The organism is Bacteroidota bacterium (assembly GCA_018816945.1).
In the GTDB taxonomy this organism is placed as follows: domain Bacteria; phylum Bacteroidota; class Bacteroidia; order Bacteroidales.
In genome coordinates this window covers 63,860-89,496 of sequence record JAHIVC010000024.1, presented here as the reverse complement: position 1 = coordinate 89,496, position 25,637 = coordinate 63,860, and the positions used below count along the sequence as shown (strand labels likewise).

The window sequence follows — 25,637 nt, the reverse complement described above, 5'->3', positions numbered from 1 at the left end:
TGAACCAATTAAAGAAATCAAAAATAAACAGGTGAAAAAAGCAAAAGTAAATCTTGTAATCGATGCCGTTATGCTCGTTGCCATGATGGCCATTCTGGGTATCGGGTTCCTGGTAAAGTATATATTGCTTACCGGTCAGGAAAAATGGGATAAATTGGGTGAAAATTATGAACTTACCCTCTTTAGTCTGGATCGTCATGCATGGAGCCAGATTCATTTCATACTCGGAATTGTTTTGATCGGATTATTAATCCTACATATTATCCTTCATTGGAAAATTATGATCAAAATATATGAAACTTTAATTAAAAAAAAGGCATTAAGAATATTTTGTACATCAGCTTTATTAGTCATTTCAATTATACTGGCCATCTTCCCATTTTTTTTAAATGCCGATCTTGGAGCTCCGGTAACCAGATATCAGAATCGAGAAGTTAACATGGTCAAAGAAATAAATAATGAGATTAAGCTTGGCGACATTCACGAACCAACAGTGGATAAACCTCAAATCGCAACTCAACACAAACATGACATTCATGAGGAACTCCCTTCAAATATTCAGGTGACCGGAAGCATGACACTTATTGAAGTTTCAAGAAAATATCAGGTACCTGTTGATCACTTAAAAAACGCCCTTAGTATTCCGGTTTCCACATCAAACCAAGAAAAACTGGGTCAATTGCGTCGAGTAATTGGATTTAGAATGAGTATGGTTGAGGAAATTATTTATAACTATCAAAAAGAAAACACGAATGGAAAAAACAACTAAAATTGGAATTGTTATTTGCAACCGTTATAAGAGTTGTGCCGGCGGCAAATGCTTCAAATCATTGAAAAACCGTGAAGGTGCTTTCAGCATTTACGAAAAAAATGAGAATGTTGAAATTGTTGGATATACTTCTTGTGGAGGATGTCCGGGTGGAAACATTGAATACACTCCGGAAGAAATGGTAAAAAATGGCGTTGATGTTATCCATTTAGCAACCGGAATGGTTGTGGGATATCCTCCTTGCAATAATATTAACCACTTTAGAAAATTCATTACTGAGAAATATGGTGTGAAAGTAGTTGTGGGAACACATCCAATTCCACAAAAATATTACATAACCCATCAGGAACTCGGTACCTGGAATTCTGAAAAATGGAAGGAATTAATAGCCCCTACTTTAGCTGATGAAGAAACCAGAATAGCTTATAATTAAGAATACGAATTATGTACAAATATCTTTTTGGGCCGGTACCCTCCAGGCGACTTGGAATGTCGCTTGGAGTGGACCTAGTGCCACATAAAGTCTGTTCGCTGGATTGTGTTTATTGCGAATGCGGGGCCACAACAAAACTCACAACCGAACGTACAGAATATATCCTTTATGATAAAGTTGTGAAGGAATTTGATCACTATTTCCTAAACAACCCCGATCCTGATTATATCACTTTTTCAGGCTCGGGTGAACCTACGCTTAATTCGCGCATCGGTGATGTATTAAGATATATTAAAGGTAAAAAATCCGAAATTCCACTTGCAGTTTTAACGAATGGATCCTTTCTATACCAGAAACAGGTAAGACTGGAACTGTTGAAAGCTGACCTAGTGCTTCCTTCTCTTGATGCCGCCTCCTTAAATTCTTTCAAAAAGATTAACCGTCCAAACCAATTACTGGATATTAGTCAATATATTGATGGCCTTGAACAATTCAGAAATGAATTTAATGGACAGATCTGGCTTGAAACATTTATCATCCCAGGTTATAATGACAGTCAGGAAGATTTGAAACTTTTAAAAGATGCTTATATCAGGATCAGACCCGACCGTATCCAACTGAATACCCTGGATCGACCCGGTGCAATTTCAAATATCCGATCGGCAACCAAACAGGAATTGCAAAAAATAGTGGATTTTCTCAAACCGCTTCAAGTTGAGATCATTGCCGCATCCGTTCAAAGAAAAAATATTGCATCATATCGCGACGATATCGAATCAACCATACTTGAAACCATTTTCAGGCGGCCTTGTACTTTAGCAGATTTAAATAAAATCCTGGGCATTCACATAAACGAACTCAACAAATATCTTGATGTTTTAGAAGCAGATCATAAAGTTGAGGCCATTCGACAGGATCGGGGAATATTTTATCAAATTAAAAATAAAGAGGATTAGTCAATAATCATTGATAATTGAATTCGCTTGCGTGCAATGTCAACTTCCATTACTTTAACATCTACTTTTTGGTTGAGCTTTACAACTTCGTTTGGATCTTTCACAAATCGTTCAGCCAGTTTACTAATATGGACCAATCCATCCTGGTGAACCCCAATTTCGACAAATGCACCGAAAGCCGTAATGTTGGTAACGACGCCGGGCAATGTCATTCCAACATTTAAATCCTAAAATGATATTGATGAAGGAAGAAGGCCAGGAGCAACAATACTTGTCATCGTCAAAACAGGCCCAACAACGCTTTTTTTGAAGTTTTCATCATACTAAAAAAGTTTTATAAAACTAATTTCATAAAACTTTCAGCAATCACATATCAATATTACGTTACAGAAGGTTTTACCAACCATTTTTTAGTAATATGCCTCTTTGAACTATATCACGATTTTTAGTCCAAAGAAAAATGTTCGTGGTAACGCTGGTCCATAAATGTATCCTGAATCTCTAAATTCGCCTTTGTCGAAATCGCTTTGATAGCTGTTGATAATATTTTTGACACCTCCATTTAGTTGTAACTTGGCACTACTATTAAGTTCAAAATCATACGAAAATTTTAAATTTAAATCATAAAAATTAGGGGTTATATTTTCTATATCTTCTGTTACATATCCTTTAAAATGCTGAACTAACATACTTCCCGTATATGTACCCGACAAAGAAATATTTAATTTTTTGATAGCCTGATAAGTAACAGTTAAATAGCCATAATTATTGGGTGAGCGAAACATTTTTTTCTGAGGAGTTAAATTGTCGTTATTACTCCATTGCTGATTTTCTTTGTATTCACTTTTTTGAAAAGTAACTCCAAATTGAAGTTGAAGGTTTATTGATGGAACAACTTTGCCTTCTATGTTTATTCCTTGGACTATAGCTCCTGAACCATTTCTGCGCTCAAGCATCATGTTTCCCTCATCATCCGTTCCAATTTCCTCTAATACAAACACATTATCCAAATTGGTATAAAATCCTTCTATCAGGAAATTGGTTTGAAGTTGACCAAAAGTTTTGTATAAGTCCAGAGAAGCACTATAACTTTGCGACTTTTCAGTTTTTAAATTGGAAGCTAGACGAATGAGAGCAACATTGCCACCAACTGCCGTTACATGCAAATCTTCATCAAAAGCCTGTGGTGCCCTGAACCCATTTGAATAACTTACCCTTAGATTCATAAATTGAGTTGGGTTATAACGAAAATTTAAGCGGGGACTTATTATTGGGTCCTTAATTAAATTATGTTTATCAAATCTACTGCCTAGAAGAATACTGATTTTTTCATTTTTCCATTCATTTTGTAAAAAAGCGCTTTTTGTATTAACCGCCTGATCAATAATTCGATCATAGCCCAACATTTTATCAACCATTTCATTGGTGCTATATTCCGTCCCCATGGTTAGTTGGGCAGGCATAAAAAGTAGTGTATCTATTGAATAGGTATATTGCAGTCCTGCGACAAATGTTTTATCATTAGTATTTCCATAGGCATTTAAATCCTTTTGTGCTCCATAATAACTTTTACGGTCAATTTTTTGTGCAGATGAATAAATATTAATTCGGTGTTTATTATTTTTAGAAAAGACGTCATATTTTATGCCTCCTGTATTAATATTATGTTCAATTTGTTCGGCGATATCGGCTTCGTGTGGTGGCTGATCAAAATTATTACCACCTCTACGAAACTCTCCCAAATTATGATATTCAATAGTCAATATACTATAATTGCTAGTCCTGTAATAACCTCTAAATCCAACATTTTTTATATTGATTTTCCCAATTTCTGTAAAGCCATCGCCATCATAATCAAACGGGCTTCTCTGTCGTGTTGAGCCGAAAACCATTACACCGGTCCGAAAGTCATCCGAAACGACTGATGCGTTTAAGGATGTATTGATGTCGGCTTTTTTACCATAAATCAGCCTTGTGGTATTCGATAGTGTTATGGAATTACTTGTCGGTTCTTTCGTAATAATGTTTATTGTGCCTGCAATTGCATTTGAACCAAAAATAGCTGAACCACCACGAACAACTTCAACCCTTTCTATCATATTTGTTGGTATTTGTTCGATACCATAAACTCCTGCCAGAGAGCTAAAAATTGGACGACTATCAATTAATATTTGTGTATAAGGTCCGTCTAAGCCATTAATGCGAACTTGTTGAAAACCGCAATTCTGACAATTGGTTTCAACTCTTAATCCGGGTTGGAAATTTAATCCTTCAGCAAGGCCAACAGAATTTGTGATTTCAAAAATTTTAGGAGTTATAACATTCACAATGGATGAAGCTTCTTTACGGTTGATTTCGTTACGATTTGCTGAAACCACGACACTTTCCAGCAATATTTTGTCTTCCTCCATTTCGAAATTAACCTCTTGGCTTTTACCTTGTACAAGTATAAGTTCACGCTCATTTGTTTTATATCCGATCCCTGATACTATTAACGTAAAATTTCCAACAGGAAGGTTTTTAAAGTAATAATGTCCTGTTGCATCGGTGACTGTACCAATGGTGGTCCCTTTTATCACCAAATTAATAAAAGGGATATGTTCTTTACTTATTTTATCAATAACATGTCCATTTATATTTGCATCAGTATTTTTTTGGGTGAACCCTGCTATTGAATAAGATAGCAGAATTATGAAAACCCAGATATTTTTTTTCATTGATTTTTTCCTTTTTAATATTTCACAGTGTGATTACTTAGCAATTAGTTTTCTAACTGCATCAAAAAATGTTAATTGTAAATATTCAAAGGAGGTGCTCTTAACCCATTAGAGGAAATATAGAAGCATATGGATAAATTCTCCTCATTCTTTTGAAGAATGTATTTTTTTAATACAGCTATTAAAACTCCCATTGAAAAAGACAGGAATGAAACAAGAGTTATAAGAATCGATAAGACTTGAATAAGCAAAAACCCATTAGCTGTATGCTGATGTTTTACTGGATTTTTTTCAGTACCATTGCTGAAAGGGTGAGAGTGAACAATGGTTACACCATTTTGAATATGGGTGTGTGTAAATAATGTAATACTAGCGTAATAACCTATAAATAGGACAAAGAAGAAATATTTAAAAAATAGGATCGACTTTATTTTCATTTCTTTCATTATACCAATTGAGAATCATCATGATTAAGTCCAATTAATACCCAGAGATTTTCAGCATCCAAAATTACAATAATTTCAGTACTGATATTCCATATTAAAAAGAATCAGACAAAACAAAGGAATTTATCTTTATTATATTAAGAAATGTCGATAAGAATTTTGATTAATATCAATCAATCATGGATAAAGCGATCCTCTTTCGAGCAATGTCAACCTCCATTACCTTAACCTCTACTTTTTGGTTGAGTTTTACAATCTCGTTGGGATCTTTTACAAAGCGATCAGCCAGTTTACTGATGTGCACCAATCCATCCTGGTGAACCCCAATGTCGACAAATGCACCGAAAGCCGTAATGTTGGTAACGACGCCGGGCAATGTCATTCCTACATTCAAATCCTCGATTGAATGTACCCCTGAAGCAAATTCAAATAAGTCAAATTTTTGACGAGGATCGCGACCTGGTCTTCCTAACTCACTCATAATGTCCTCAAGGGTAGGAATCCCGACTTCATCGGTAACGAAATCCTGCAAATTAACTTTCTTTCGAATCTCTTCGTTCTCCATCAACTCTTCTAAAGTACAACCCAATTTCTTGCACATTAATTTAACGATCCCATAACTTTCAGGGTGCACGGCACTTTTATCCAATGGGTTTTCGGCATCACGAATTCTTAAAAAACCGGCAGCCTGAACAAATGCTTTCTGTCCGAATCGGGATACTTTTAATAATTCTTTTCTTGATTTGAAAGCTCCATTTTCTTTTCTGTATTCAATAATACTTTTCGCCAGTCCCGGCCCTAAACCGGAAACGTGTGAGAGCAATTCCTCACTGGCTGTATTCAGTTCTACCCCGACTGAGTTAACACAACTCTCCACTACGTCGGTTAACGATTTATTCAATTCGCTTTGATTGACATCATGCTGATATTGCCCCACTCCTATTGATTTAGGATCTATTTTCACCAATTCAGCCAACGGATCCTTGAGTCGACGGCCAATTGAAACAGCACCCCTCACGGTTACATCATATTCGGGGAACTCTTTTCTTGCAACAGCCGAAGCTGAATAAACGGATGCCCCGTTTTCATTAACCATCACAGAAACCAGTTTACGGTCGAAGTGAACCCTTCGTATCAGGTCCTCGGTTTCACGCCCTGCAGTTCCATTACCAATGGCAATAGCCTCAATTTTATAAGCATTTACCAGACTGGCAATTTTATGCATCGCCTGATTTTTTTCATTTTGAGGAGGATGTGGGTAAATCGTTTCATTATGGACCAAATTTCCGAGTTGATCGAGGCAAACTACTTTGCAGCCGGTTCGAAACCCCGGATCAATGGCCAACACGCTTTTTTGTCCCATTGGAGGGGCAAGCAATAATTGTCTTAAGTTCTCAGCAAAAACTTTAATGGCACCTATATCAGCCTGTTCTTTAACCTGATTCCTAATTTCAGTTTCCATCGAGGGTGCCAGCAAACGCTTATAACTATCTTGCATTGCCAAATTCACTTGTAAGGCTGATTCGCTATTATTTTTTATAAAAATGCGTTTCAATAATTCAAAAGCCACCTCCTCATCTGCAACTAATTTTAATTTTAAAAGTTTTTCATTTTCTCCACGAAACATTGCAAGTACCCTATGTGAAGGTGCTTCCATGATTTTTTCATTACTATCAAAATAATTTTGATATTTCGCGGCAGCTTCTTCTTTTCCTTTTGCAACTTTCGAACTGATGATGGCCGTTTTCTGAAATAAACCACGGATTCTCTTTCTGGCAGTCTGATCTTCATTGACCCATTCGGCAATAATATCCCTCGCCCCGGCCAAAGCATCTTCCAGTGAATTCACTTCTTTTTCTTCATCAATAAATGCTTCCGCTTTTAAAGTCAAGTCGATAAAATCTTGTTGCAATATCAATTGTGCCAGTGGCTCTAATCCCTTTTCTATGGCTATGCTCGCTCTCGTTTTGCGCTTTTGTTTGTAAGGTAAGTACAAGTCTTCAAGCTCAGCCATGGTTTCTGCCTGCTCAATTTGCAACCTTAACTCGTCACTGAGTTTGCCCTGTTCTTCAATTGAAACCAGAATGGCATCCCTTCGTTTATCCAATTCAAGCAATTGTTGTTCCCGATCACGAATGTTGGCAATTTGAACCTCATCAAGTGTTCCTGTTCTCTCTTTTCTATATCTCGCAATAAATGGGATGGTTGCTCCCTCTGCGAGTAAGGATAAAGTTGCTGAAACTTGCTTTTCTGTAATTCCAAGCTCTTTTGAAATTTTGGCCGTATATTTTTCAGTCATCATATTTTTGATTCAAGTGGCAAAAATATTGTTTTTTTGCAAGATAAATGCACTACAATAAAAAGCAATTCATTGCGTCTAAAAAGGAAAACCACTTTTTATAGGAGAGGTCGTTGATAAAAGAAGTTAATATTCGTAAGTTCAAAAAAGATTTTACTAAATTCGACGTTATTACTTTTTAAAGATAATTATGAGGCCGATTATAATAATTCTAATTTTGTTTTTATCAATTCCCTGTTTCTCACAAAAAAGTGCTTTCGAAAATATTGCCCCTATTATTAACAAAATACCAAAATCTAAATCAACAGCTACCGAATCTGTTGCCAACTATATCAGATCTGAATTTAAACATCCGGAGGATCAATTAAAAGGGGCCTTTTATTGGATAGCCACAAATATTGACTATGCTGTTGAAGATTTAAACAGGGATTTACTATATGAATCCAATCAAGCACTTATCAATGATGCCCTGCGAAAAAAGCGTGGTGTTTGCCAGGCGTTTGCAGAAATTTTTAGCGAGTTGGCAATAAAATTAGGTTTTGATTCTTATGTAATTTCCGGCTACTCCCGTCAAAATGAACAGGTGATTACCTCATCAGGACATGCCTGGAACGCAGTCAAAATAAAAGAGAATTGGTATCTTTTTGACCCAACATGGGCTGCGGGATACTTTCAAGTCAAGAGTTCTAATTCAAAACTTAACAAATCGAATTACGTTAAGAAATTTTCACCCGAATATTATAAAGTTAAGCCTTCTGAATTTATTAAAACACACATGCCTTTTGATCCTATCTGGCAATTATCGGAAAATTTAATCAGTTACCGAGATTTTGATCAAAGTCGTTTTGATAAAGTTACGGAGGAGCTATCCAACTATAAAGATTTAATTGGAAAATTACCCTATATAACAGAAATAAATAGATTGCAAAACTCTATTAAAAGAATCCAATTACTTGGCCGTGGAAACAATTTGATTCAGAATCAGCTTGAATTCCTATCCCGCAATCTTCAAATCCATCTTGATAATTTGGAAGGGGATAAATTTAACCAGGCCTTGGAAATTGAGCTCAGTGCAATAGAATTATACAATACCTATGTAAATGAATTTAATAAATCAACGAGGAAAAAGAATAAGGCAGAGCTTACCAAGATTTTAGATCGTTCATATAAATTAGCAACAGAAGCAAAGCATGAATTCGATGCGATTGACACAAAAAACAAGACACTGCAATTAAACCTTAAAATCAGAAAAAGCGAACTTGCAGAATTGTTTGAAAAGATAGCCCATGAAAAAGATTATTTAAAAAACATTTAGAATAATATTTTTGGATTCCCTCTTATAAAAAATGTCATCTTGAAGAAACATATCGAATGAAAAATCTTTCGAACTCCATTAAATTTTACAATATTTGTAATGACAATAATTTAAAAATATCATGAAAAAAATTACACTTTTCGTATTCATAATAATCCCCTTTTTTCTTTCAGCTAAAGAATATAAAATACAAGGAAACATCAAAAATTATAATTCTGCTCAGGTTTTTCTGAGCAGTGTTTATGGAGATAAACTTGATATTCTGGATTCGACCCTGACTGATCGCGACGGGAATTTTCAATTTTTATTTAGTCAGGATCAACCCAATGGAATGTACCGATTGTTTTTTGCAAACAATAAAAAACTGGACCTGCTTTTCAATTATGAAAATATAATTTTTGAAAGTAATGTGAGTGACCCGATTAACTCCATTGTTGTTAAAGAATCAGTTGAGAATAAAACTTATTATAAATACCTCCTGCGCAAAAATTACGATCAGTATCGACTGGAATTACTGCAACCGGTTCTGATGTATTATCCAAAAACCGATGTTTTTTTTAAAACAATTTCATCAGAATTCAATAGTATTCAGAAAGGATTGTCGGAGTTCACGCGTGATCTGCTTTACCTAAATAAAGATACTTATGCCGCCGCATTAATTGCCATGGAACAAAAGCCACTTCTACTCCCCGATCTCAATCCCGAACAGCAGCAAATGTATTTAAGGGAACATTATTTCGAATCTGTAAAATTTGATAATGAATCCTTACTTAGAAGCAACGTGATCACCTCCACGATTTTATCCTATCTTTCACTTTATCAGAACCAAAATTTAAGCAAAGATCAATTAGAGGATGAATTTATCAAAGCAGTCAATATTATACTTTCCCATTCCAAATCAAATATTGAAATTCATAATTTTGTGATTGATTACCTGATCAACGGATTTGAGAATTATGGCTTTAATAAAGTGATTAATCATATGGCTGATTGGTTATCAAATCCTGAAAATTGCGATATGCCAGAAGATTCAAATTCGCTGAAAGAAAGGCTGAATACCATTAAAAAATTAGCACCGGGGAATCAGGCACCGAATATAATTGAGACTGATTTGGCAGGAAATACCATTAATTTAAATGAAATAAAATCGAAATTCACCCTTGTTGTTTTTTGGGCAAGCTGGTGCCCTCATTGTAAAAATTTACTAACTGAATTAGATCGTTTTTATCATAGTCAAAAAGACAAGTTAGCCATGGTAAGCATTTCAATTGATACTTCAAAAACAGATATGAACACTTATCTGAAAACATTAAAGCCTGAATGGAAAACCATTGCTGATTTTAAAGGTTGGGATGGCAAAACAGCGATTGATTATGGAATACATTCTACTCCTTCTATGTTTTTATTAGATGAAAAGAAAAAGATTTTAGGGAAAGCCGAATCGATTTTCGAACTTCAACAGCTGATGAAATGAAATAAGTAGGAAATTATTTCACTAATATTTGAACAATTCGGATTTTACCAGCCGGAAGCCAAAACATCAATGATGTGAATCATTTTAATGGGCAAATTATTCTTTTTGGCATAACTCTCCTGATTCATCAAACATGACAAATCGGTAGAAACAATATACTCAGCTCCGGCATCAATGGCATTTAACACTTTTTGCTCCGCCATGGCAGAAGAGATGGCTTCATTTTTTAATGCTAACATGCCCCCTGCACCACAACAAACTTCACGATCTTTCATTTCGATCAGCTCCAACCCTTTTACATTTTGCAATAACTGACGGGCTTCATTATTTGCACCAAGCCCTCTTAAGGATGAACAGGATTCGTGATAGGTAACTTTTGCATTAAACTCTGCGCCCACATCGGTTACGTTTAAAACTTTTACCAAAAATTCGGTAAACTCATACACATTTTTTTGAATCTGTCGATATTCATTATGCAAAGCACTGTTATAAAACAGTTCGCCATAATTGTTGCGTACCATGCTAACACAAGAAGCAGTTGGGCTTACAATAGGCCTGTTATTTGGAAAATCAAGAATAAATTTATCCCCGATTTCTTTGGCTTCGTCCCAAAATCCGGCATTAAATGCGGTCTGCCCACAACAGGTTTGCTCTTGATTATAATGCACTGCAATATCTAATTTTTCAAGAATCTTGATCATGTTAAAACCTGTTTGAGGATAAAATTGATCAACAATACATGGAATAAAAATATCAACTATCATAATCTTTACAGCGCTAATTTTTACAAAAATATATAAAATAATGATCTAGAAACGATCAATTTTAAAGCCCACTGATTCTAAATCGTTCCAGAATCCGGGATAGGATTTTTTAACCACATCAGGATCTTCCATAATCATTTTATTAGTGAGTAGGCAAAGCGGCGCCAACGACATCGCCATGCGGTGATCATCATAGGTGTTAAAAACATGGTTTACCTGAAAACTAACATTTTCCGAACGTTTAACGAGGCTCCATAATGTCGGATTTTCCTCAACGATTGAGAAACCAAAAACACTTATTTCATTGTTAAGACTCGCAATTCGATCCGTTTCTTTAATTCTCAGGCTTTGTAAACCCTTTAAAGAACCTTCGATACCCAATCCCACGCAAGTTACTATAACGGCCTGCGCCAAATCAGGGCAATCAATAAAGTCGTATTCGAAGTAACTAACTTTTCTATTTTGTTTTTTCAGTTTCAAACCTTCTAACGTAAATTCCGAACTTACACCCAGCAGATCAAAAATTTCCGGTAATACACGATCACCTTGCATACTTTCTTTTTTTAAATCAGGTATAAGTATGTCAACCTTATCACATAAAGCCGCCATTTCGTACCAATATGATGCTGCGGACCAATCGGGGCCAACAGTAAATACATTTTTAACATAGGTTTGATGCTCAATTTTTATAAGTCGATCGGAATAATCAACCCTAACTCCGAAATGCTCCATAATTTTAATGGTCATTTGAACATAAGGCCGTGATATCAAATTCCCTACTAATCTTATTTCTAATCCATTATTCAATAAGGGGGCTATCAATAACAAAGCAGTGATATATTGGCTACTAATACCTGAATCAAGATTTAATTGACCGCCCGTTAATTTTTTTCCGTTAATTAATAAAGGTGGATAACCTTTGTTGTGAGTATAAGAAATATCAGCATCAATTTGATTTAAAGCCAGAACCAATTTTTCAATCGGTCGTTCCTGCATTCTTTCGCTTCCGGTAAGAAACCATTTTCCTGAGCGTATCGCGAGGTAAGCAGTTAGAAAACGATAGACCGTGCCGGCATTTTTGGCATCAACAACCATAGGGATGCCTGAAAACCCGCAAGTTTCAATATACCTCAAACATTTATTTAATATTTGTGTATCCTCGGCATCCGATAAATTCCGGATCAAAATCCCTTCCTGACACAATGCTTTAATCATTAAAGCACGGTTACTTTCACTTTTTGAGGCAGGTAATTCAATACACCCAATCAGTGATTTTTTGGCTTTGCTTAAAACAATCTGATTCATTAGTAAGTAGTATTGATGTAGTCGATATAGAACTCCAAGGCTTTTCTGATTTCCTTCGTATCAATAAACTGATCAGTTACGCCTTCCCCAATTTTTCGAATTAAAGTAAAATTTATTTGGTTGTCAGTATTTTTTTTATCCTGAATCATCAGTGAAATAATATCATCGATACTTTTAGGATCTATATCGTATGCATGATAATGGTTGAATAGATATTCGAGGATTTGATCAAATTCGGCCTGACTGAGTGAAAGTTTTTTAAGTGAAATATAGGATTCACATATCATTCCAAGTGCAATTGCCTCTCCATGCAAAAGAGGATCCTCATCGTATTTTAATGAAAATGTTTCGATGGCATGGCCAATGGTATGTCCAAAATTCAACAACTTTCTATCACCTTGTTCGAAAGGATCCCTTAAAACAATATCAGTTTTGACTTTAACTGATTCATTGAGGAAGTGATCCCAATTCATAATTTGTAATACATTCTTATCCAATAAAACCTGCCATAAGTCTTTATTTGCGATCAATGCACTTTTAATAATTTCTGCTAATCCTGAATAGACATGACGAATGGGTAATGTTTTAAAAAAATCAGCATTAATAATTACAGCTGTAGGTGTTGTGAAAATTCCAATTTGATTTTTGAACATTTTAAAATCAACTCCGGTTTTTCCGCCAATTGCGGCATCTGAGGCACCCAATACAGTGGTAGGAATATTTAGAAAATTAATTCCGCGCTTATAGGTTGCAGCTACAAATCCGCCAATATCAGTTAATACTCCTCCACCTAAATTAATAAGCAAAGAATTACGATTAGCCTGATAAATTAATAGCTTCTCCCAAATAAATTCGCAGGTTTTAATAGTTTTATTGGCTTCACCACTTTTAATTTCTATCAAAATAATTTTAAAATTATTTAATATAGGTTGTATTAAGGGTAAACAAAACTCCCTCGTATTTTCATCGATAAGTACGAAAATTTTCTGATTTTGAAAAGAACGAAGAATTTCCTTAAAATTTTGAAAATCCATATCATCAATATGGATCGGATGCATTTTTAATTGGCTCACTTTTGCTGATTTTATATTACAAAAGTATGAATAAAAAAACTAGGGATTAAGGTGCAACTGAATTTTTAACCAAATGCTGCCATAAGTAAATCGAGATCCTGATAAGGCAGGTTAAAGTTCTTGCCCACCTGTTTATTGGTCACGATTCCATTGAGCAAATATATTCCTTTACAAAAGCCATAATCTTGCATGAGATATTTTTCCAAACCTCCCGCCTCGCCAATTTTCAACAAAATCGGTGTAAAGAAATTACTGAAAGCAAAAGAAGCAGTGTGAGGTACGATCGAAGCGATATTTGGCACACAATAATGCGTAACTCCATGTTTTTTAAAAACAGGATTCAGATGATTTGTTATTTCCGATGTTTCAACACAACCACCTTGATCGATGCTCACATCGATAATGATTGATCCTGATTTCATTCTTTGTACCATTTCTTCGCTAATCACAAATGGAGCCCTGCCATTTGCAGAATGCATGGCAGCAATAACAACGTCGGCTGTTTGCAAAGCAGATTCTAATAATTTTGGTTGTAATACTGAAGTAAACAATCGTTGATTTAAATTTCGTTGAATACGTTCAAGTTTATAAATTGACCGATCAAAAACTTTCACAAATGCACCCATTCCTAAAGCAGTTCTCACTGCATTTTCGGCAACAGTTCCGGCACCAATTATAACAATTTCAGTCGGACGAATTCCAGGAAAACCTCCAAGCATTTCGCCCTTTCCATATTCAGGGTTGCTTAAATAATCAGCCGCTAATAAAATGGAGGCATTGCCAACTATTTCGCTCATAGAGCGGGTTACAGGATATGCTCCCGATTTATCTTTAATGTTTTCAAAAGCAATAGCCGTTACCTTTTTACTGATCAAGGATTTGAAATAAGGTTGGCTTTGATTGCTAAGATGAAGTGCTGAAAAGATAACTTGTCTGTCTTTTACAATGTCTGTTTCTTTTATGGTTAAAGGAGCAACTTTAAGGATTATATCTGCTGCGTATACTTCTCTGGCACGCTCAACAATGTCTGCTCCTGCCTCAGCGTAATTATGATTACTAAAACGTGCAGATACTGCAGCATCTTTTTCCACAATAACGCGATGACCATTTTCAACTAACATCTTCACCGCTTCCGGGGCCAAACAAATTCTACTTTCTGTTTTGGATATTTCCTTAGGCAACCCAATTATCAAACTTGCACTTTCACTTTGAATTTCAAGTTTTTCTTCTTGAGGCATCAGATTTTCGGAATGAGAAAATTTATAGAACCCACTTTGCTCAGCACTCATTTTACTTTTTCTTAACGTGAATACTTCTGGATCTATCGTCCAGATTTTGAATGGTAACATATACGATATTCTCCGGTAAAAGTTTTTCTATCTTTTCCGGCCATTCCATCAGGCAATAGTTACCGCTATACAAGTAGTCTTCGTAGCCGATATCCATTACCTCTTCAATATTGTTAATCCGATAAAAATCGAAATGATAGATGGGCCCGACTTTATTGGAATGATATTCGTTAATGATGGCAAAAGTCGGGCTTACAACTTCATTCAAAACTTCCAGATTCTTGCATAAAACTTTGATGAAAGTTGTTTTACCGGCACCCATGCTTCCTTCGAATGCAAAAATTCGATCCTTAGGAAATAACTCCAGCATTTTTTCGGCAATACCCTGAAGATCATCGAGTGTACGACATATAAACAATTGCTCCATCTTACTTTACAATTAAAGTTATAAACGGGATGAGCAACTCTTCAATTGAAATCCCACCATGCTGAAACGTATTTTTATAAAAATTTGCATAATAATTATACTTATTCGGATAAGCAAAAAAATCATTTTTCTTGCAAAAGGCAAAACTTGAACTCATATTTGATCTGGGTAAAAATCCTTTCTCCGGATCTTTCATTTCAAAAACATCCTTTGATTCAAAATTAAGATTTCTGCCATTTTTATACCTTAAATTTTTATTAGTTTCCCTATCTCCAACTATTTTAACCGCATTATTAACCTTTACTGAACCATGATCAGTGGTTATCACTAGTTTAACTTTTTGAGTTGATAGATATTTGATCACATCGAATAGTGTAGAATATTTAAACCACGTTACCATCAATGATCTGTAGGCAGGTTCATCATCGGCCAACTCTCTGATAATTTCCATATCAGTTCGGGCATGCGAAAGCATATCAACGAAATTATAAACGATGGTGTTCAATTTATTATTCATCAAATTTGGCAAATTATCAACTAATTTTCTTCCGGCAGTCAGGTTTAATATTTTATGATAGGAATATCTCACATTTTTCCGGTACCTCTTTAGTTGCTCACCTAATAATTCTCCTTCAAATTGATTTTTAGTTCCTTCATCCTCTTCTCTGGTCCAATATTTTGGGTACTTCTTCTCAATATCAATCGGCATCAGTCCGGCAAAAATTGCATTTCTGGCATATTGCGTTGTCGAAGGCAAAATACTGTAATAAATTTCGTCCTTTTCCACCCTGAAAAACTCTTCAATCAAGGGTTGAATGGCCTTCCATTGATCGTACCTTAAATTATCGATAAGTAATAAAAATACAGGATCTTCTTCATCTAACAATGGTAAAAGTTTTTCCTTAAACAAGGTGTGCGATAGTACTGGTCGACCAGGCGATTTTGCCTGAATCCAATCTAGATAATTCTGCTCAATAAAGCGCGTAAATCCCTGATTGGCTTCATCTTTTTGCATTTTTAACACTTCCATGATCCCGTCATCCTTTGATTTTTCAAGTTCCAATTCCCAACGGGTCAATTTTTTATAAACATCAACCCACTGATCAAAATCAAGATTATTATTAATTTCCACCCCAATATCACGGAACTCTTTTTGATATGAATGAGTTGATTTCTCGCTTATTAATTTTCGATGATCCAGATTTTTTTTAAGTGACAGTAAGATTTGATTTGGGTTTACGGGCTTGATAAGATAATCAGAAATTTGAGATCCGATGGCATCATCCATGATTGACTCTTCTTCACTTTTTGTAATCATGACCACTGGAAGGCCCGGGTAAATACCTTTTATCGCACTCAGGGTTTCAAGACCCGATAATCCGGGCATATTTTCATCTAAAAAAATGATGTCGAATACTTCTTCGTTGATCATGTCCAAAGCCTCATCTCCATTGTTCGAAACAGACACCACATATCCCTTCTGTTCTAAAAACAGGATCTGTGATCTCAACAAATCAATCTCATCATCAACCCAAAGTATCTTTACTTTATTCATAAACCAACGGCGTTTCAATTAATTCAGAACCCGAATAAATTTGATGGTTGCAAAATAAATTGTAATATTGAATAAGGAATACAACCAATGCACTGAATCACAAATGTAACCCAAATTTAAAGATAAAAGTGAATTTACACAGCCCGAACAAGAGAAAAATATTCAACGATCCGGTTTATGGATTTATCAGCATCCCTCATGATTTGATTTTTGACCTGATCGAACATCCTTATTTTCAGCGACTGAGAAGAATACGCCAATTAGGTCTCACTCATTTAATTTATCCGGGCGCATTGCATACCCGCTTTCATCATTCGATCGGGGCGATGCATTTGACCTGTCAGGCAATTGCTGTTTTAAAGGAGAAGGGTCATCAAATCAGCGCAGAAGAGGAAATTGGTGTTAAAATTGCCATATTATTGCATGATATTGGGCATGGCCCTTATTCTCATACTCTTGAGCATTCGCTTGTCGAGAAATTGCATCACGAAGAAATTTCAGAAATTTATATGAATCTTTTGAACAAGGAATTCAAAGGTCAGCTTGAGCTTGGGATTCGTATTTTTAAAAATACTTATCCAAAAAAATACCTGCATCAGCTTGTATCGAGCCAACTTGATATGGATCGTTTGGATTACCTTAAGCGAGATAGCTTTTTTACCGGAGTAGCCGAAGGCAACATCAATGCCGACCGCATCATAAAAATGCTTCAACTCGTTGATGATGAATTGGTAATTGAGGCTAAAGGTATTTATTCTGTCGAAAAATTTATCATCGCACGTCGATTGATGTATTGGCAGGTTTATTTGCATAAAACTGTGCTGGCTGCCGAACATATTTTGATGCGTATTTTGAAACGTGCAAAATTTTTAACAGAAGAAGGGGAAGTTCTTTTTGCTACTTCATCCTTAAGTACTTTTCTGAAAAATAATTTTGACAAGAATCGATTCAGTGAGGATTCAACAGCAATATCAGCCTATTCTCAACTTGATGATTTTGATATCATGGCATCAATTAAAGAATGGACAAAACACAAAGATCCGATTCTTTCGTACCTAAGTCATTGTATTGTGAACCGAAACTTATTTGGCATCGAAATTCAAGATAAGGAATTCAAGTATGAGAAAATTCAAAAAATAAAAGAGCTTGTTAAACATCAATTTCAACTAAATGATGAAGAATGCGAATACTTTGTAATAACAGATAGTACAAGTAACTCAGCCTATAATTTGAAAGCCGGGCAGATCAATATATTATTCAAAAACGGAGACATAAAGGATATTGTGACTGCCTCAGATTTATTAAATAAATCAATGCTTTCGCAACCGATAACCAAATATTTTCTGTGTTATCCAAAAAATTTGATGCCGAATAAAGACTGAAACCTTACTTTTGTAAATATTTTATATAAAATCAGATGGAATTTACCGCAAAGCAAATAGCTGAAATACTGAACGGCAAAGTTGAAGGAAACCCTGATGTGGTTGTTGAAAAGCTAGCTAAAATAGAAGAAGGTGAAGTTGGGGCCATTAGTTTTCTGGCAAATCCAAAATACACACATTTCATTTATCAAACCAAAGCATCAATCGTTATTGTTAATAACGATTTCAGGGCCGAAAAAGAAATTAAAACAACTCTGATTAGGGTAGAAGATGCATATATGGCATTTGCCAAATTACTGGAAGCCTATAATAAGATTAAATTGAATAAAACGGGAATTTCAACTTTGGCGTCCATATCAAAATCCGTTATTTATGGTGACAATTGTTATATTGGTGATTTCGTATGCTTAGGCGATAATGTTGAAATAGGTGATAATGTTAAAATATACCCTCATTCTTATATTGGCGATAATGTATCAATTGGGGATAATACGACCATTTTCCCAGGTGTTAAAATCTATTCCGACAATATCATAGGTGCTGATTGCACAATACATGGAGGAGTAGTAATTGGTGCGGATGGGTTTGGTTTTGCGCCCTCATCGGATAACAATTATAATAAAATAGCCCAGATTGGAAATGTAATTATTGAAAACAATGTTGAAATTGGGTCCAATACAACCATCGACCGTGCCACTTTGGGAAGTACGATTATCCGTAAAGGAGTAAAACTTGATAATCTTATTCAGATCGGGCACAATGTAGAAATTGGTGAAAATACAGTTATTGCAGCACAATCCGGCGTTTCCGGTTCGACAAAAATTGGAAAAAACTGCATGATTGGAGGACAAGTTGGTATCATTGGACATTTATTTATTGCTGATGGTGTAAAAATAGCCGCCCAATCAGGTGTTGCCGGAGATATCAAACAAGAAAATTCCATAGTCCAAGGCTCACCATCCTTTGATATCAGCACTTATAGAAAATCTTACATTCATTTCAGAAAACTATCTCAAATTGTGGAAAGAATAAATAATTTAGAAAAGAAAAATAACGTATCCTAAATTATCGCTAATTATTGCTTCTTCTATTGCGAATTTATAAAATTTGTTACTTTTGCGGTGGAATTCTATTTACACACATAAATCTTTTTATGCCTGATAAACAAAGAACTATAAAAAAGGCTACTACGGTATCTGGAACAGGCTTGCATACAGGGTTGAATGCTACCCTGACTTTCAAGCCTGCTCCTGCAAATTTTGGGTTCAAATTTCAACGAATTGATTTGCCCGGTTCACCAATTATACATGCAAATATCGATCAGGTTGTTGATACTGCTCGAGGAACAACTCTTGAAGAAAACAATGCAAAAATCTATACCATTGAGCATGTTTTAGCTGCCCTTACAGGATTAAGGATCGATAATGTACTTATTGAACTTGATAAAGATGAAATTCCAATTATGGATGGCAGTTCAAAATATTTTGTTGAAGCATTATTAGAAGCCGGAATTGTTGAGCAGGATGCAAACCGGGAATACATTGTCATTGAAAAAGAGATTATCTATAAAAATGAACCCAGTAAAATAGAAATGATTGCATTACCTGACGATCATTATAATATAGAGGTAGAAATTGATTATGAAACCGAAGTCCTTGGAAAACAATTCGCACAATTAAAAGATATTTCTGAGTTTCAAACAGAATTTTCGCCTTGCAGAACCTTTGTTTTTCTGCACGAATTAGAATTTTTATTAAATAACAATTTGATTAAAGGTGGCGATCTGAGCAATGCAATTGTTTATGTGAACCGTCAGGTATCGCAAGAAGAACTTGACAGACTAGCCGAGTTATTCAATAAACCCAAAGTAAAAGTGAAGCAAGAAGGTATTTTAAACAATCTTGACCTTCACTTTAAAAATGAATCTGCCCGACACAAACTATTAGATGTTATTGGCGACCTAAGTTTGTTAGGAAAACCAATTAAAGGAAAAATACTTGCTAAGCGACCCGGACATTACTCAAACGTCCAGTTTGCCAAACTAATCAAAGAACAATTAAGTAATCAGAAAAAAATGAATACAAAGCCTCCTTTTGATTTAACCAAAAAACCGGTTTATGATGTGGTTCAAATTCAACAGATTTTACCGCATCGTCCACCATTTTTATTCGTAGATAAAGTGATTGACATGAATGAATCACAGGTGGTAGGAGTTAAAAATATAACCATGAACGAATCATTTTTCGTTGGTCATTTTCCGGGCGAACCGGTTCTTCCCGGAGTTATTCAGGTTGAAGCCATGGCTCAAACAGGCGGCATTCTGGCATTAAGTCAGGTTAAAGATCCTGAGAACTACAAAACTTATTTTTTAAAAATTGACAATGTAAAATATCGGCACAAAGTAATCCCTGGCGATACCATGGTATTTTCCTTGGAACTTATTTCTCCTATCAGAAGAGGAATTTGTCACATGAGAGGCATTGCATATGTTGGTGAAACCATCGTTATGGAAGCGGAGATGATGGCTCTATTATCAAAAAACGAAGATCAAACTAAATCCTGATAAAATGAATCAACCCTTAGCATATGTTCATCCACAGGCCAGAATAGCCAAAAACGTTGTGATTGAACCTTTTGTTAATATTGAAAAAAATGTAGAAATTGACGAAGGTACCTGGATAGGCTCAAATGTAACAATTATGGAAGGTGCTCGCATTGGGAAAAATTGCAAAATTTTTCCCGGGGCCGTAATATCTGCCATTCCTCAAGATTTAAAATTCAGAGGAGAAGAAACCACTGTAAAAATTGGCGATAATTGCATTATTCGAGAATTCGTAACCATTAACCGTGGAACCAAAGCCAATTTCGAAACTGTAGTTGGTAACAATTGTTTGCTGATGGCATATGTTCATGTGGCGCATGATTGTATAATAGGGAATAACGTAATTCTTGCAAATGCCGCTACTCTTGCAGGGCATATCAGAATTGATGATTGGGCAATAGTTGGAGGGTTGGCAGCAGTTCATCAGTTTGTACAAATCGGGGCCCATTCTATGGTTTCAGGCGGAGGTATGGTTCGTAAAGATGTTCCTCCTTATACAAAAGGTGCCCGGGAACCTTTATCATATGTAGGCGTTAACTCGATCGGATTAAGACGAAGGGGATTTACAAATGATCAAATTAATGCTATTCAGGAAATCTATCGAATTATTTATTTAAGAGGAAGAAATGTATCTCAGGCAGTTTCAGTGATTGAAGCAGATGTGCCTGTTACACCTGAAAGAGACGAGATCCTTACTTTCATAGCCCGCTCAACAAGGGGAATTATGAAAGGATATACCAGACAACCTAAAAACGATCAATAAAATATAAATATGGCTTCAACAGCAGATTTTAAAAACGGCTTATGCATTGAATTCAACGGTGAACTTTTCACCATTGTTGAGTTCCAACATGTAAAACCTGGTAAAGGCCCTGCCTTTGTTCGCACCAAACTCAAGAACCTTAAAACAGGGAAAGTAATTCCCAACACTTTCACTGCCGGTGTTAAAATTAATACTCAACGAGTCGAAAGAAGGCCTCATCAATTTCTTTATAAAGAAGGGGAAACTTATCATTTTATGAATTCCGAAACTTTTGAACAAACTTTTTTCAATTCCGAAATTATTAGTGCTCCGCAATTTCTGAAAGAAGGCGATAGTGTAGAAATATTATATCATGCAGAAACGGAAACTCCACTTTCATGTGACATGCCAGCCTACGTAGATTTAAAAGTTACTTATACCGAACCCGGCGACCGTGGAAATACTGCTACAAATACTTTTAAAGATGCAACCGTTGAAACCGGTGCAATAGTTAAGGTTCCACTTTTTATTAATACCGGAGAAAGAATAAAAGTTGATACCCGGTCTGGTGAGTATTCTGAGCGCGTAAAATAAGCTGCCATGAAATTTGAAACCCTACTGACTTTAAAACAGCTAGCTGAATTAATTCATGCAGAATTTATTGGCAATCCTGATTTTAAGATAACCGGTATGAATGAAATTCATATGGTTGAACCCGGTGATTTGACGTTTGTTGATCATCCAAAATATTACGCAAAAGCTTTAAATTCTGCGGCTACCACAATTCTCATCAATAAAAGAGTTGATTGCCCTGAAGGAAAGGCACTTCTAATTTCAGATGATCCTTTCAGGGATTATGTTGGACTAGCTATTAAATTCAGGCCATTTATCGCATGTGATAAAAATATTAGTGACAGTGCTGAAATAGGAATAGGAACGCAAATCCAGCCCAATACTTTTATCGGTAATCATGTTAAGATTGGAAAAAATTGCATCATCCATTCAAATGTGAGTATTTATGATCATTCTGTTATTGGAGATGATGTAATTATCCATTCCAATACGGTTATAGGTGCCGATGCCTATTATTTCCAAAAGAGGAAAGATGGCTTTCATAAAATGGAATCCTGTGGAAGAGTCATTATCGGGAATAAAGTAGAAATTGGAGCTCTTTGTTCAATCGACAAAGGAGTTTCGGGCGATACCATTATTTCGGATGGGACCAAAATGGATAACCATTGCCAAGTTGGCCATGATACTTATATCGGCAAAAATTGTTTAATTGGCTCACAGGCAGCAATAGCAGGCGTTACCAGAATTGAAGACGATGTTATTTTATGGGGTAAAGTGGCGATTAACAAGGACCTTATTATTGGAAAAGGGGCTGTGGTATTAGCTACGTCGGCTGTCAGTAAATCACTGGAAGGTGGTAAAACTTATTTTGGAGTTCCGGCAATTGAAGCTCGTCAGGCATGGAGAGAATTAGCTGCAATAAGAAGATTACCGGATATTCTGGAGAATCTATAATATTCAGTTCAATTATTCTTAGCTTCATTTCGAATGAAAATTTAAATAAAGGGACGACATCCTTAAAAGGATGTCGTCCCTTTATTTTCAGGATCAATTGGGCATTTCTTTGTATGAAAAACATCCATAGCCACAATCATCGCCATAAAACCCCAAACAGGAATTGATGCTTTATCCGTATCTAAAAAATTATTAACCAACCCGTGGGTGAAATAGCTAATTAGAGCCAGTAATGATGCGAGGCTCAGCATTTTCATTTCTGAATTTTTTGCGTTTTTATATACCTTAAGCCCTGTAACCATTACCATTGCAACGATCGTAATCATCAGTAAAGCACCAAATAATCCCATTTCGGCTATAGGTCCCAGATATTCACTATGTGCATTTCCTTTATCTCCGGCATTCGTACTAATTATGGTTTTTTCATGATTATATTGCATCGGTGCATAAACAAATTGATAAGTCCCTGGGCCCCACCCCAGCAATGGCCGTTCTTTAAAAAGGCGAATTGCAGCCTGCCATCGGTTGATGCGTTCTAAGTTGGAAGCATCGGATGAAATATTATAGATTGACCGTACATGTTCAATATAATTTTCAGATGACTCGTTGGTATTCTTTTCTAAACGATGAATAATTTCATTTTGAAAAATATAGAGGCTAGCCATTGAAACTATTGCAATTAAAGCGATCCACTTAAATTTGATCTTTAAAACAATGGGCAAACCACATATAAGGGCAACCAATAAACTAAGCCATGCCGCCCTGCTAAATGATAAAAAAAGTGCTATGATGAAAATTACGCCAATTATCAGCGACACTATGCGAATCGCTTTTGAATATTCCTTAAATCTAAAAAAACTAAAAACAACGGGAACAAAAAATGCAAGCATGGCACCATACGCTGTATGATCGTTATAAAAGGGAGTCATCACCCAATGTCCCGCTTCCTCCGAAAATCCAAATTTTGAGTGTTTGATTATGGTATAAAAAACAACCATCAAAAATGAGATAACATAAAAAAAAGAAAATCGGCGAAGGTTCTTTTGATTTTGAAAAACCTGAATCAACACAAAATAAAAAGGGAGTATAAACCAGAGCTTTAAAATAAGAAATTTAAAAGAAACCAATGGAATTTCGCTGGTAATCGAAGTAATAAATATCCAAAAAAGATACAAAATGATAACAAGCGATAGTGGATGCTTTAAGATTCGCTTATCATAATCCACATTTAAGATTAATCGCAAAATAAAAAGCAAACTAACCCCTGCCAATAAAGGCTCCGTGGGAACAGCTAATCCAAAACTGCCTCCACCCATTGTTACACCAACCGACAACGGCGTTAACAAAGTAATCAGGAGTAAAATGGCATCGAGAGAAATAAAATACAAAACCACTACTATAATAGCCAGAGGCAGAAACAAGAACCAATAAATTTCTTCGATTATAAAAAAAAGATTGATCCCTATAAATGCAATACTGAGCAATAAAACCAGAAGGTTTTGATATTTTTTATTTACGATCATTTAACAATTTTCTCTCTGATTTTTGTCAGGTTTTCGAAAAAAAAGATCAAAAGAATGGAGAAGAATAAAGCAGAGGCAGTTATTGCAATTACAAGGACGGAACGCAGAGGATAGGATTTTCTTTCTGCTACAAAAGCCTCACTAATTACAAAGGATTGTGGCAATAATTTGGATGCATCCATTTTTGCCTCCTGATATTTTTCTTTGATTACACTCAATCGTTGTTGTTCGTAATTCAATTTATCGCGTAACGAAACATATGGACCACCATATTTTGCCAATACTTCTAATCGTCCTTCCAATCGTTTAACCGCCGCTTGATTTCCCTCCCCGAGTTCGATTGCCAGTTGCTGGTTAATCATTTCGGCTTGTGATTCATAATCATGAACTCCCATTTTCCTTAAAATGGTCATTGAATCTTCCATGAGTTGAAATTCCTGTTGTAAGTTGTTGTATTCCTCTTCAATAATCTTCAGGCCTTCAATCGCTCTTAGCCTTTGAATATTTGTTTTTACCGTATCAAGCAATTTAATGATATCATTTGCCATTTCTGCTGCCAGAACAGGATCACGATCCAGCACTTGAATTTGCACAGCCATGTATTCGGTTCTGCTAAACCTGAATTTCTTCTTAAATTCATTATACAGTTTTGTTTTTGCAAAACGCATGGTTGTATCAATTTTATAATGATTAAGGAGTTTGAATTTATTGACTACATGGTCTCTGATCAAACTTGAATTAAGCAATTGCATGAGTTGTTCCGATTCCACTTCATCACCAAATCTCAAATTATCCCGACCTTGCTTATCACCTAACAATGCTCCGGAAATAGAACCGGAATTAACCGGATAGATGATGGCCGAAGATTTAAACAAGGGGTTAATAAACAGAGGGGATGTAAAGAAAATGGAGCTTACGATCGCCAAAATAAAAATAATGATTAGGAGCTTTCTTTTTTGATACAAACGAATTAATATTTCGGTTGAATTAAGCAGTGGCTCGTTTGAATTTGTTTGATTCATCTTTTAGTTTTTTTTAT

The 25,637-nt window shown here is 35.5% G+C and carries 23 protein-coding genes; 11 read left to right on the top strand and 12 right to left on the bottom strand.

Annotated features, from left to right (window positions below; all coding sequences use genetic code 11):
* Positions 1-31: 31 nt before the first annotated feature.
* From KKG99_04620 to KKG99_04610, 3 genes are read left to right on the top strand one after another with little or no spacing between them, the layout of a single operon-like run.
* Entirely contained in the window at positions 32-769 is a 738-nt protein-coding gene (locus tag KKG99_04620) for a DUF4405 domain-containing protein (GenBank protein MBU1012266.1), read from the top strand.
* Positions 753-1,202 carry a CGGC domain-containing protein gene (locus KKG99_04615; protein ID MBU1012265.1) on the top strand — a complete coding sequence of 150 codons (450 nt, stop codon included), beginning with the start codon at positions 753-755 and terminating at the stop codon, positions 1,200-1,202. The genes KKG99_04620 and KKG99_04615 overlap by 17 nt, the downstream gene beginning before the upstream one ends.
* An 11-nt stretch (positions 1,203-1,213) precedes the next feature.
* Positions 1,214-2,158: a radical SAM protein gene (locus tag KKG99_04610; protein ID MBU1012264.1), complete on the top strand. Its 945-nt coding sequence runs from the start codon at positions 1,214-1,216 to the stop codon at positions 2,156-2,158.
* Here KKG99_04610 and KKG99_04605 read toward each other — a convergent pair.
* The 4 genes from KKG99_04605 to KKG99_04590 all read right to left on the bottom strand — a co-directional run bounded on the left by KKG99_04605 (position 2,155) and on the right by KKG99_04590 (position 7,620).
* A complete protein-coding gene (locus KKG99_04605; GenBank protein ID MBU1012263.1) occupies positions 2,155-2,370 on the bottom strand; it encodes a S1 RNA-binding domain-containing protein in 216 nt (71 codons plus the stop codon). The genes KKG99_04610 and KKG99_04605 overlap by 4 nt on opposite strands.
* Before the next feature lie 219 nt (positions 2,371-2,589).
* Positions 2,590-4,875 (bottom strand): TonB-dependent receptor, encoded by a 2,286-nt coding sequence (locus KKG99_04600; protein ID MBU1012262.1) that lies wholly within the window; start codon positions 4,873-4,875, stop codon positions 2,590-2,592.
* 71 nt (positions 4,876-4,946) lie between these two features.
* Complete coding sequence (locus KKG99_04595) at positions 4,947-5,312, bottom strand: hypothetical protein (GenBank protein MBU1012261.1); 366 nt, start codon at positions 5,310-5,312, stop codon at positions 4,947-4,949.
* A gap of 178 nt (positions 5,313-5,490) precedes the next feature.
* The gene (locus tag KKG99_04590; GenBank protein ID MBU1012260.1) at positions 5,491-7,620 is read right to left on the bottom strand and encodes an RNA-binding transcriptional accessory protein; all 2,130 of its coding nucleotides are present in this window, start codon (positions 7,618-7,620) and stop codon (positions 5,491-5,493) included.
* A 190-nt stretch (positions 7,621-7,810) separates the two neighbouring features.
* On the opposite strand from KKG99_04590, the gene KKG99_04585 reads away from it, so the two are divergent.
* Together KKG99_04585 and KKG99_04580 are read left to right on the top strand one after the other, a co-directional pair.
* The gene (locus KKG99_04585; protein ID MBU1012259.1) at positions 7,811-8,935 is read left to right on the top strand and encodes a hypothetical protein; all 1,125 of its coding nucleotides are present in this window, start codon (positions 7,811-7,813) and stop codon (positions 8,933-8,935) included.
* A gap of 121 nt (positions 8,936-9,056) precedes the next feature.
* Positions 9,057-10,409: an AhpC/TSA family protein gene (locus tag KKG99_04580; GenBank protein MBU1012258.1), complete on the top strand. Its 1,353-nt coding sequence runs from the start codon at positions 9,057-9,059 to the stop codon at positions 10,407-10,409.
* Positions 10,410-10,453: 44 nt separating this feature from the next.
* Here KKG99_04580 and KKG99_04575 read toward each other — a convergent pair whose 3' ends face one another.
* The 6 genes from KKG99_04575 to KKG99_04550 form a co-directional block, all read right to left on the bottom strand.
* The gene (locus KKG99_04575) at positions 10,454-11,173 is read right to left on the bottom strand and encodes a (Fe-S)-binding protein (GenBank protein MBU1012257.1); all 720 of its coding nucleotides are present in this window, start codon (positions 11,171-11,173) and stop codon (positions 10,454-10,456) included.
* A gap of 45 nt (positions 11,174-11,218) precedes the next feature.
* Entirely contained in the window at positions 11,219-12,478 is a 1,260-nt protein-coding gene (locus KKG99_04570) for a 3-phosphoshikimate 1-carboxyvinyltransferase (GenBank protein MBU1012256.1), read from the bottom strand.
* Positions 12,478-13,551 (bottom strand): 3-dehydroquinate synthase, encoded by a 1,074-nt coding sequence (gene aroB / locus KKG99_04565; GenBank protein ID MBU1012255.1) that lies wholly within the window; start codon positions 13,549-13,551, stop codon positions 12,478-12,480. The genes KKG99_04570 and aroB overlap by 1 nt, the downstream gene beginning before the upstream one ends.
* 65 nt (positions 13,552-13,616) lie before the next feature.
* Positions 13,617-14,840, bottom strand: coding sequence for an alanine dehydrogenase (locus KKG99_04560; GenBank protein ID MBU1012254.1), 1,224 nt, complete (start codon positions 14,838-14,840; stop codon positions 13,617-13,619).
* Position 14,841: 1 nt separating this feature from the next.
* Entirely contained in the window at positions 14,842-15,267 is a 426-nt protein-coding gene (tsaE, locus tag KKG99_04555) for a tRNA (adenosine(37)-N6)-threonylcarbamoyltransferase complex ATPase subunit type 1 TsaE (GenBank protein MBU1012253.1), read from the bottom strand.
* Position 15,268: 1 nt separating this feature from the next.
* Positions 15,269-16,822: a PglZ domain-containing protein gene (locus KKG99_04550; protein ID MBU1012252.1), complete on the bottom strand. Its 1,554-nt coding sequence runs from the start codon at positions 16,820-16,822 to the stop codon at positions 15,269-15,271.
* A 122-nt stretch (positions 16,823-16,944) separates the two neighbouring features.
* Between KKG99_04550 and KKG99_04545 the strand changes: the two genes are divergently transcribed.
* The 6 genes from KKG99_04545 (at position 16,945) to KKG99_04520 (ending at position 23,075) form a co-directional block, all read left to right on the top strand.
* The gene (locus KKG99_04545) at positions 16,945-18,204 is read left to right on the top strand and encodes an HD domain-containing protein (protein ID MBU1012251.1); all 1,260 of its coding nucleotides are present in this window, start codon (positions 16,945-16,947) and stop codon (positions 18,202-18,204) included.
* A gap of 35 nt (positions 18,205-18,239) precedes the next feature.
* On the top strand, positions 18,240-19,268 hold the full coding sequence (gene lpxD / locus KKG99_04540; GenBank protein ID MBU1012250.1) for a UDP-3-O-(3-hydroxymyristoyl)glucosamine N-acyltransferase: 1,029 nt from the start codon (positions 18,240-18,242) through the stop codon (positions 19,266-19,268).
* Positions 19,269-19,357: 89 nt separating this feature from the next.
* Complete coding sequence (locus tag KKG99_04535; GenBank protein MBU1012249.1) at positions 19,358-20,767, top strand: bifunctional UDP-3-O-[3-hydroxymyristoyl] N-acetylglucosamine deacetylase/3-hydroxyacyl-ACP dehydratase; 1,410 nt, start codon at positions 19,358-19,360, stop codon at positions 20,765-20,767.
* 4 nt (positions 20,768-20,771) lie between these two features.
* Positions 20,772-21,569, top strand: a complete 798-nt coding sequence (gene lpxA, locus KKG99_04530) for an acyl-ACP--UDP-N-acetylglucosamine O-acyltransferase (protein ID MBU1012248.1) — start codon at positions 20,772-20,774, stop codon at positions 21,567-21,569.
* Between the two features lie 9 nt (positions 21,570-21,578).
* Positions 21,579-22,142, top strand: a complete 564-nt coding sequence (efp, locus tag KKG99_04525) for an elongation factor P (GenBank protein ID MBU1012247.1) — start codon at positions 21,579-21,581, stop codon at positions 22,140-22,142.
* Between the two features lie 6 nt (positions 22,143-22,148).
* Positions 22,149-23,075: a UDP-3-O-(3-hydroxymyristoyl)glucosamine N-acyltransferase gene (locus KKG99_04520; protein MBU1012246.1), complete on the top strand. Its 927-nt coding sequence runs from the start codon at positions 22,149-22,151 to the stop codon at positions 23,073-23,075.
* A 62-nt stretch (positions 23,076-23,137) separates the two neighbouring features.
* On the opposite strand, the gene KKG99_04515 is transcribed toward KKG99_04520, so the two are convergent.
* Both KKG99_04515 and KKG99_04510 read right to left on the bottom strand, forming a co-directional pair.
* Complete coding sequence (locus tag KKG99_04515; GenBank protein MBU1012245.1) at positions 23,138-24,598, bottom strand: O-antigen ligase family protein; 1,461 nt, start codon at positions 24,596-24,598, stop codon at positions 23,138-23,140.
* The gene (locus KKG99_04510; protein ID MBU1012244.1) at positions 24,595-25,620 is read right to left on the bottom strand and encodes a hypothetical protein; all 1,026 of its coding nucleotides are present in this window, start codon (positions 25,618-25,620) and stop codon (positions 24,595-24,597) included. The genes KKG99_04515 and KKG99_04510 overlap by 4 nt, the downstream gene beginning before the upstream one ends.
* Between the last annotated feature and the right edge of the window lie 17 nt (positions 25,621-25,637).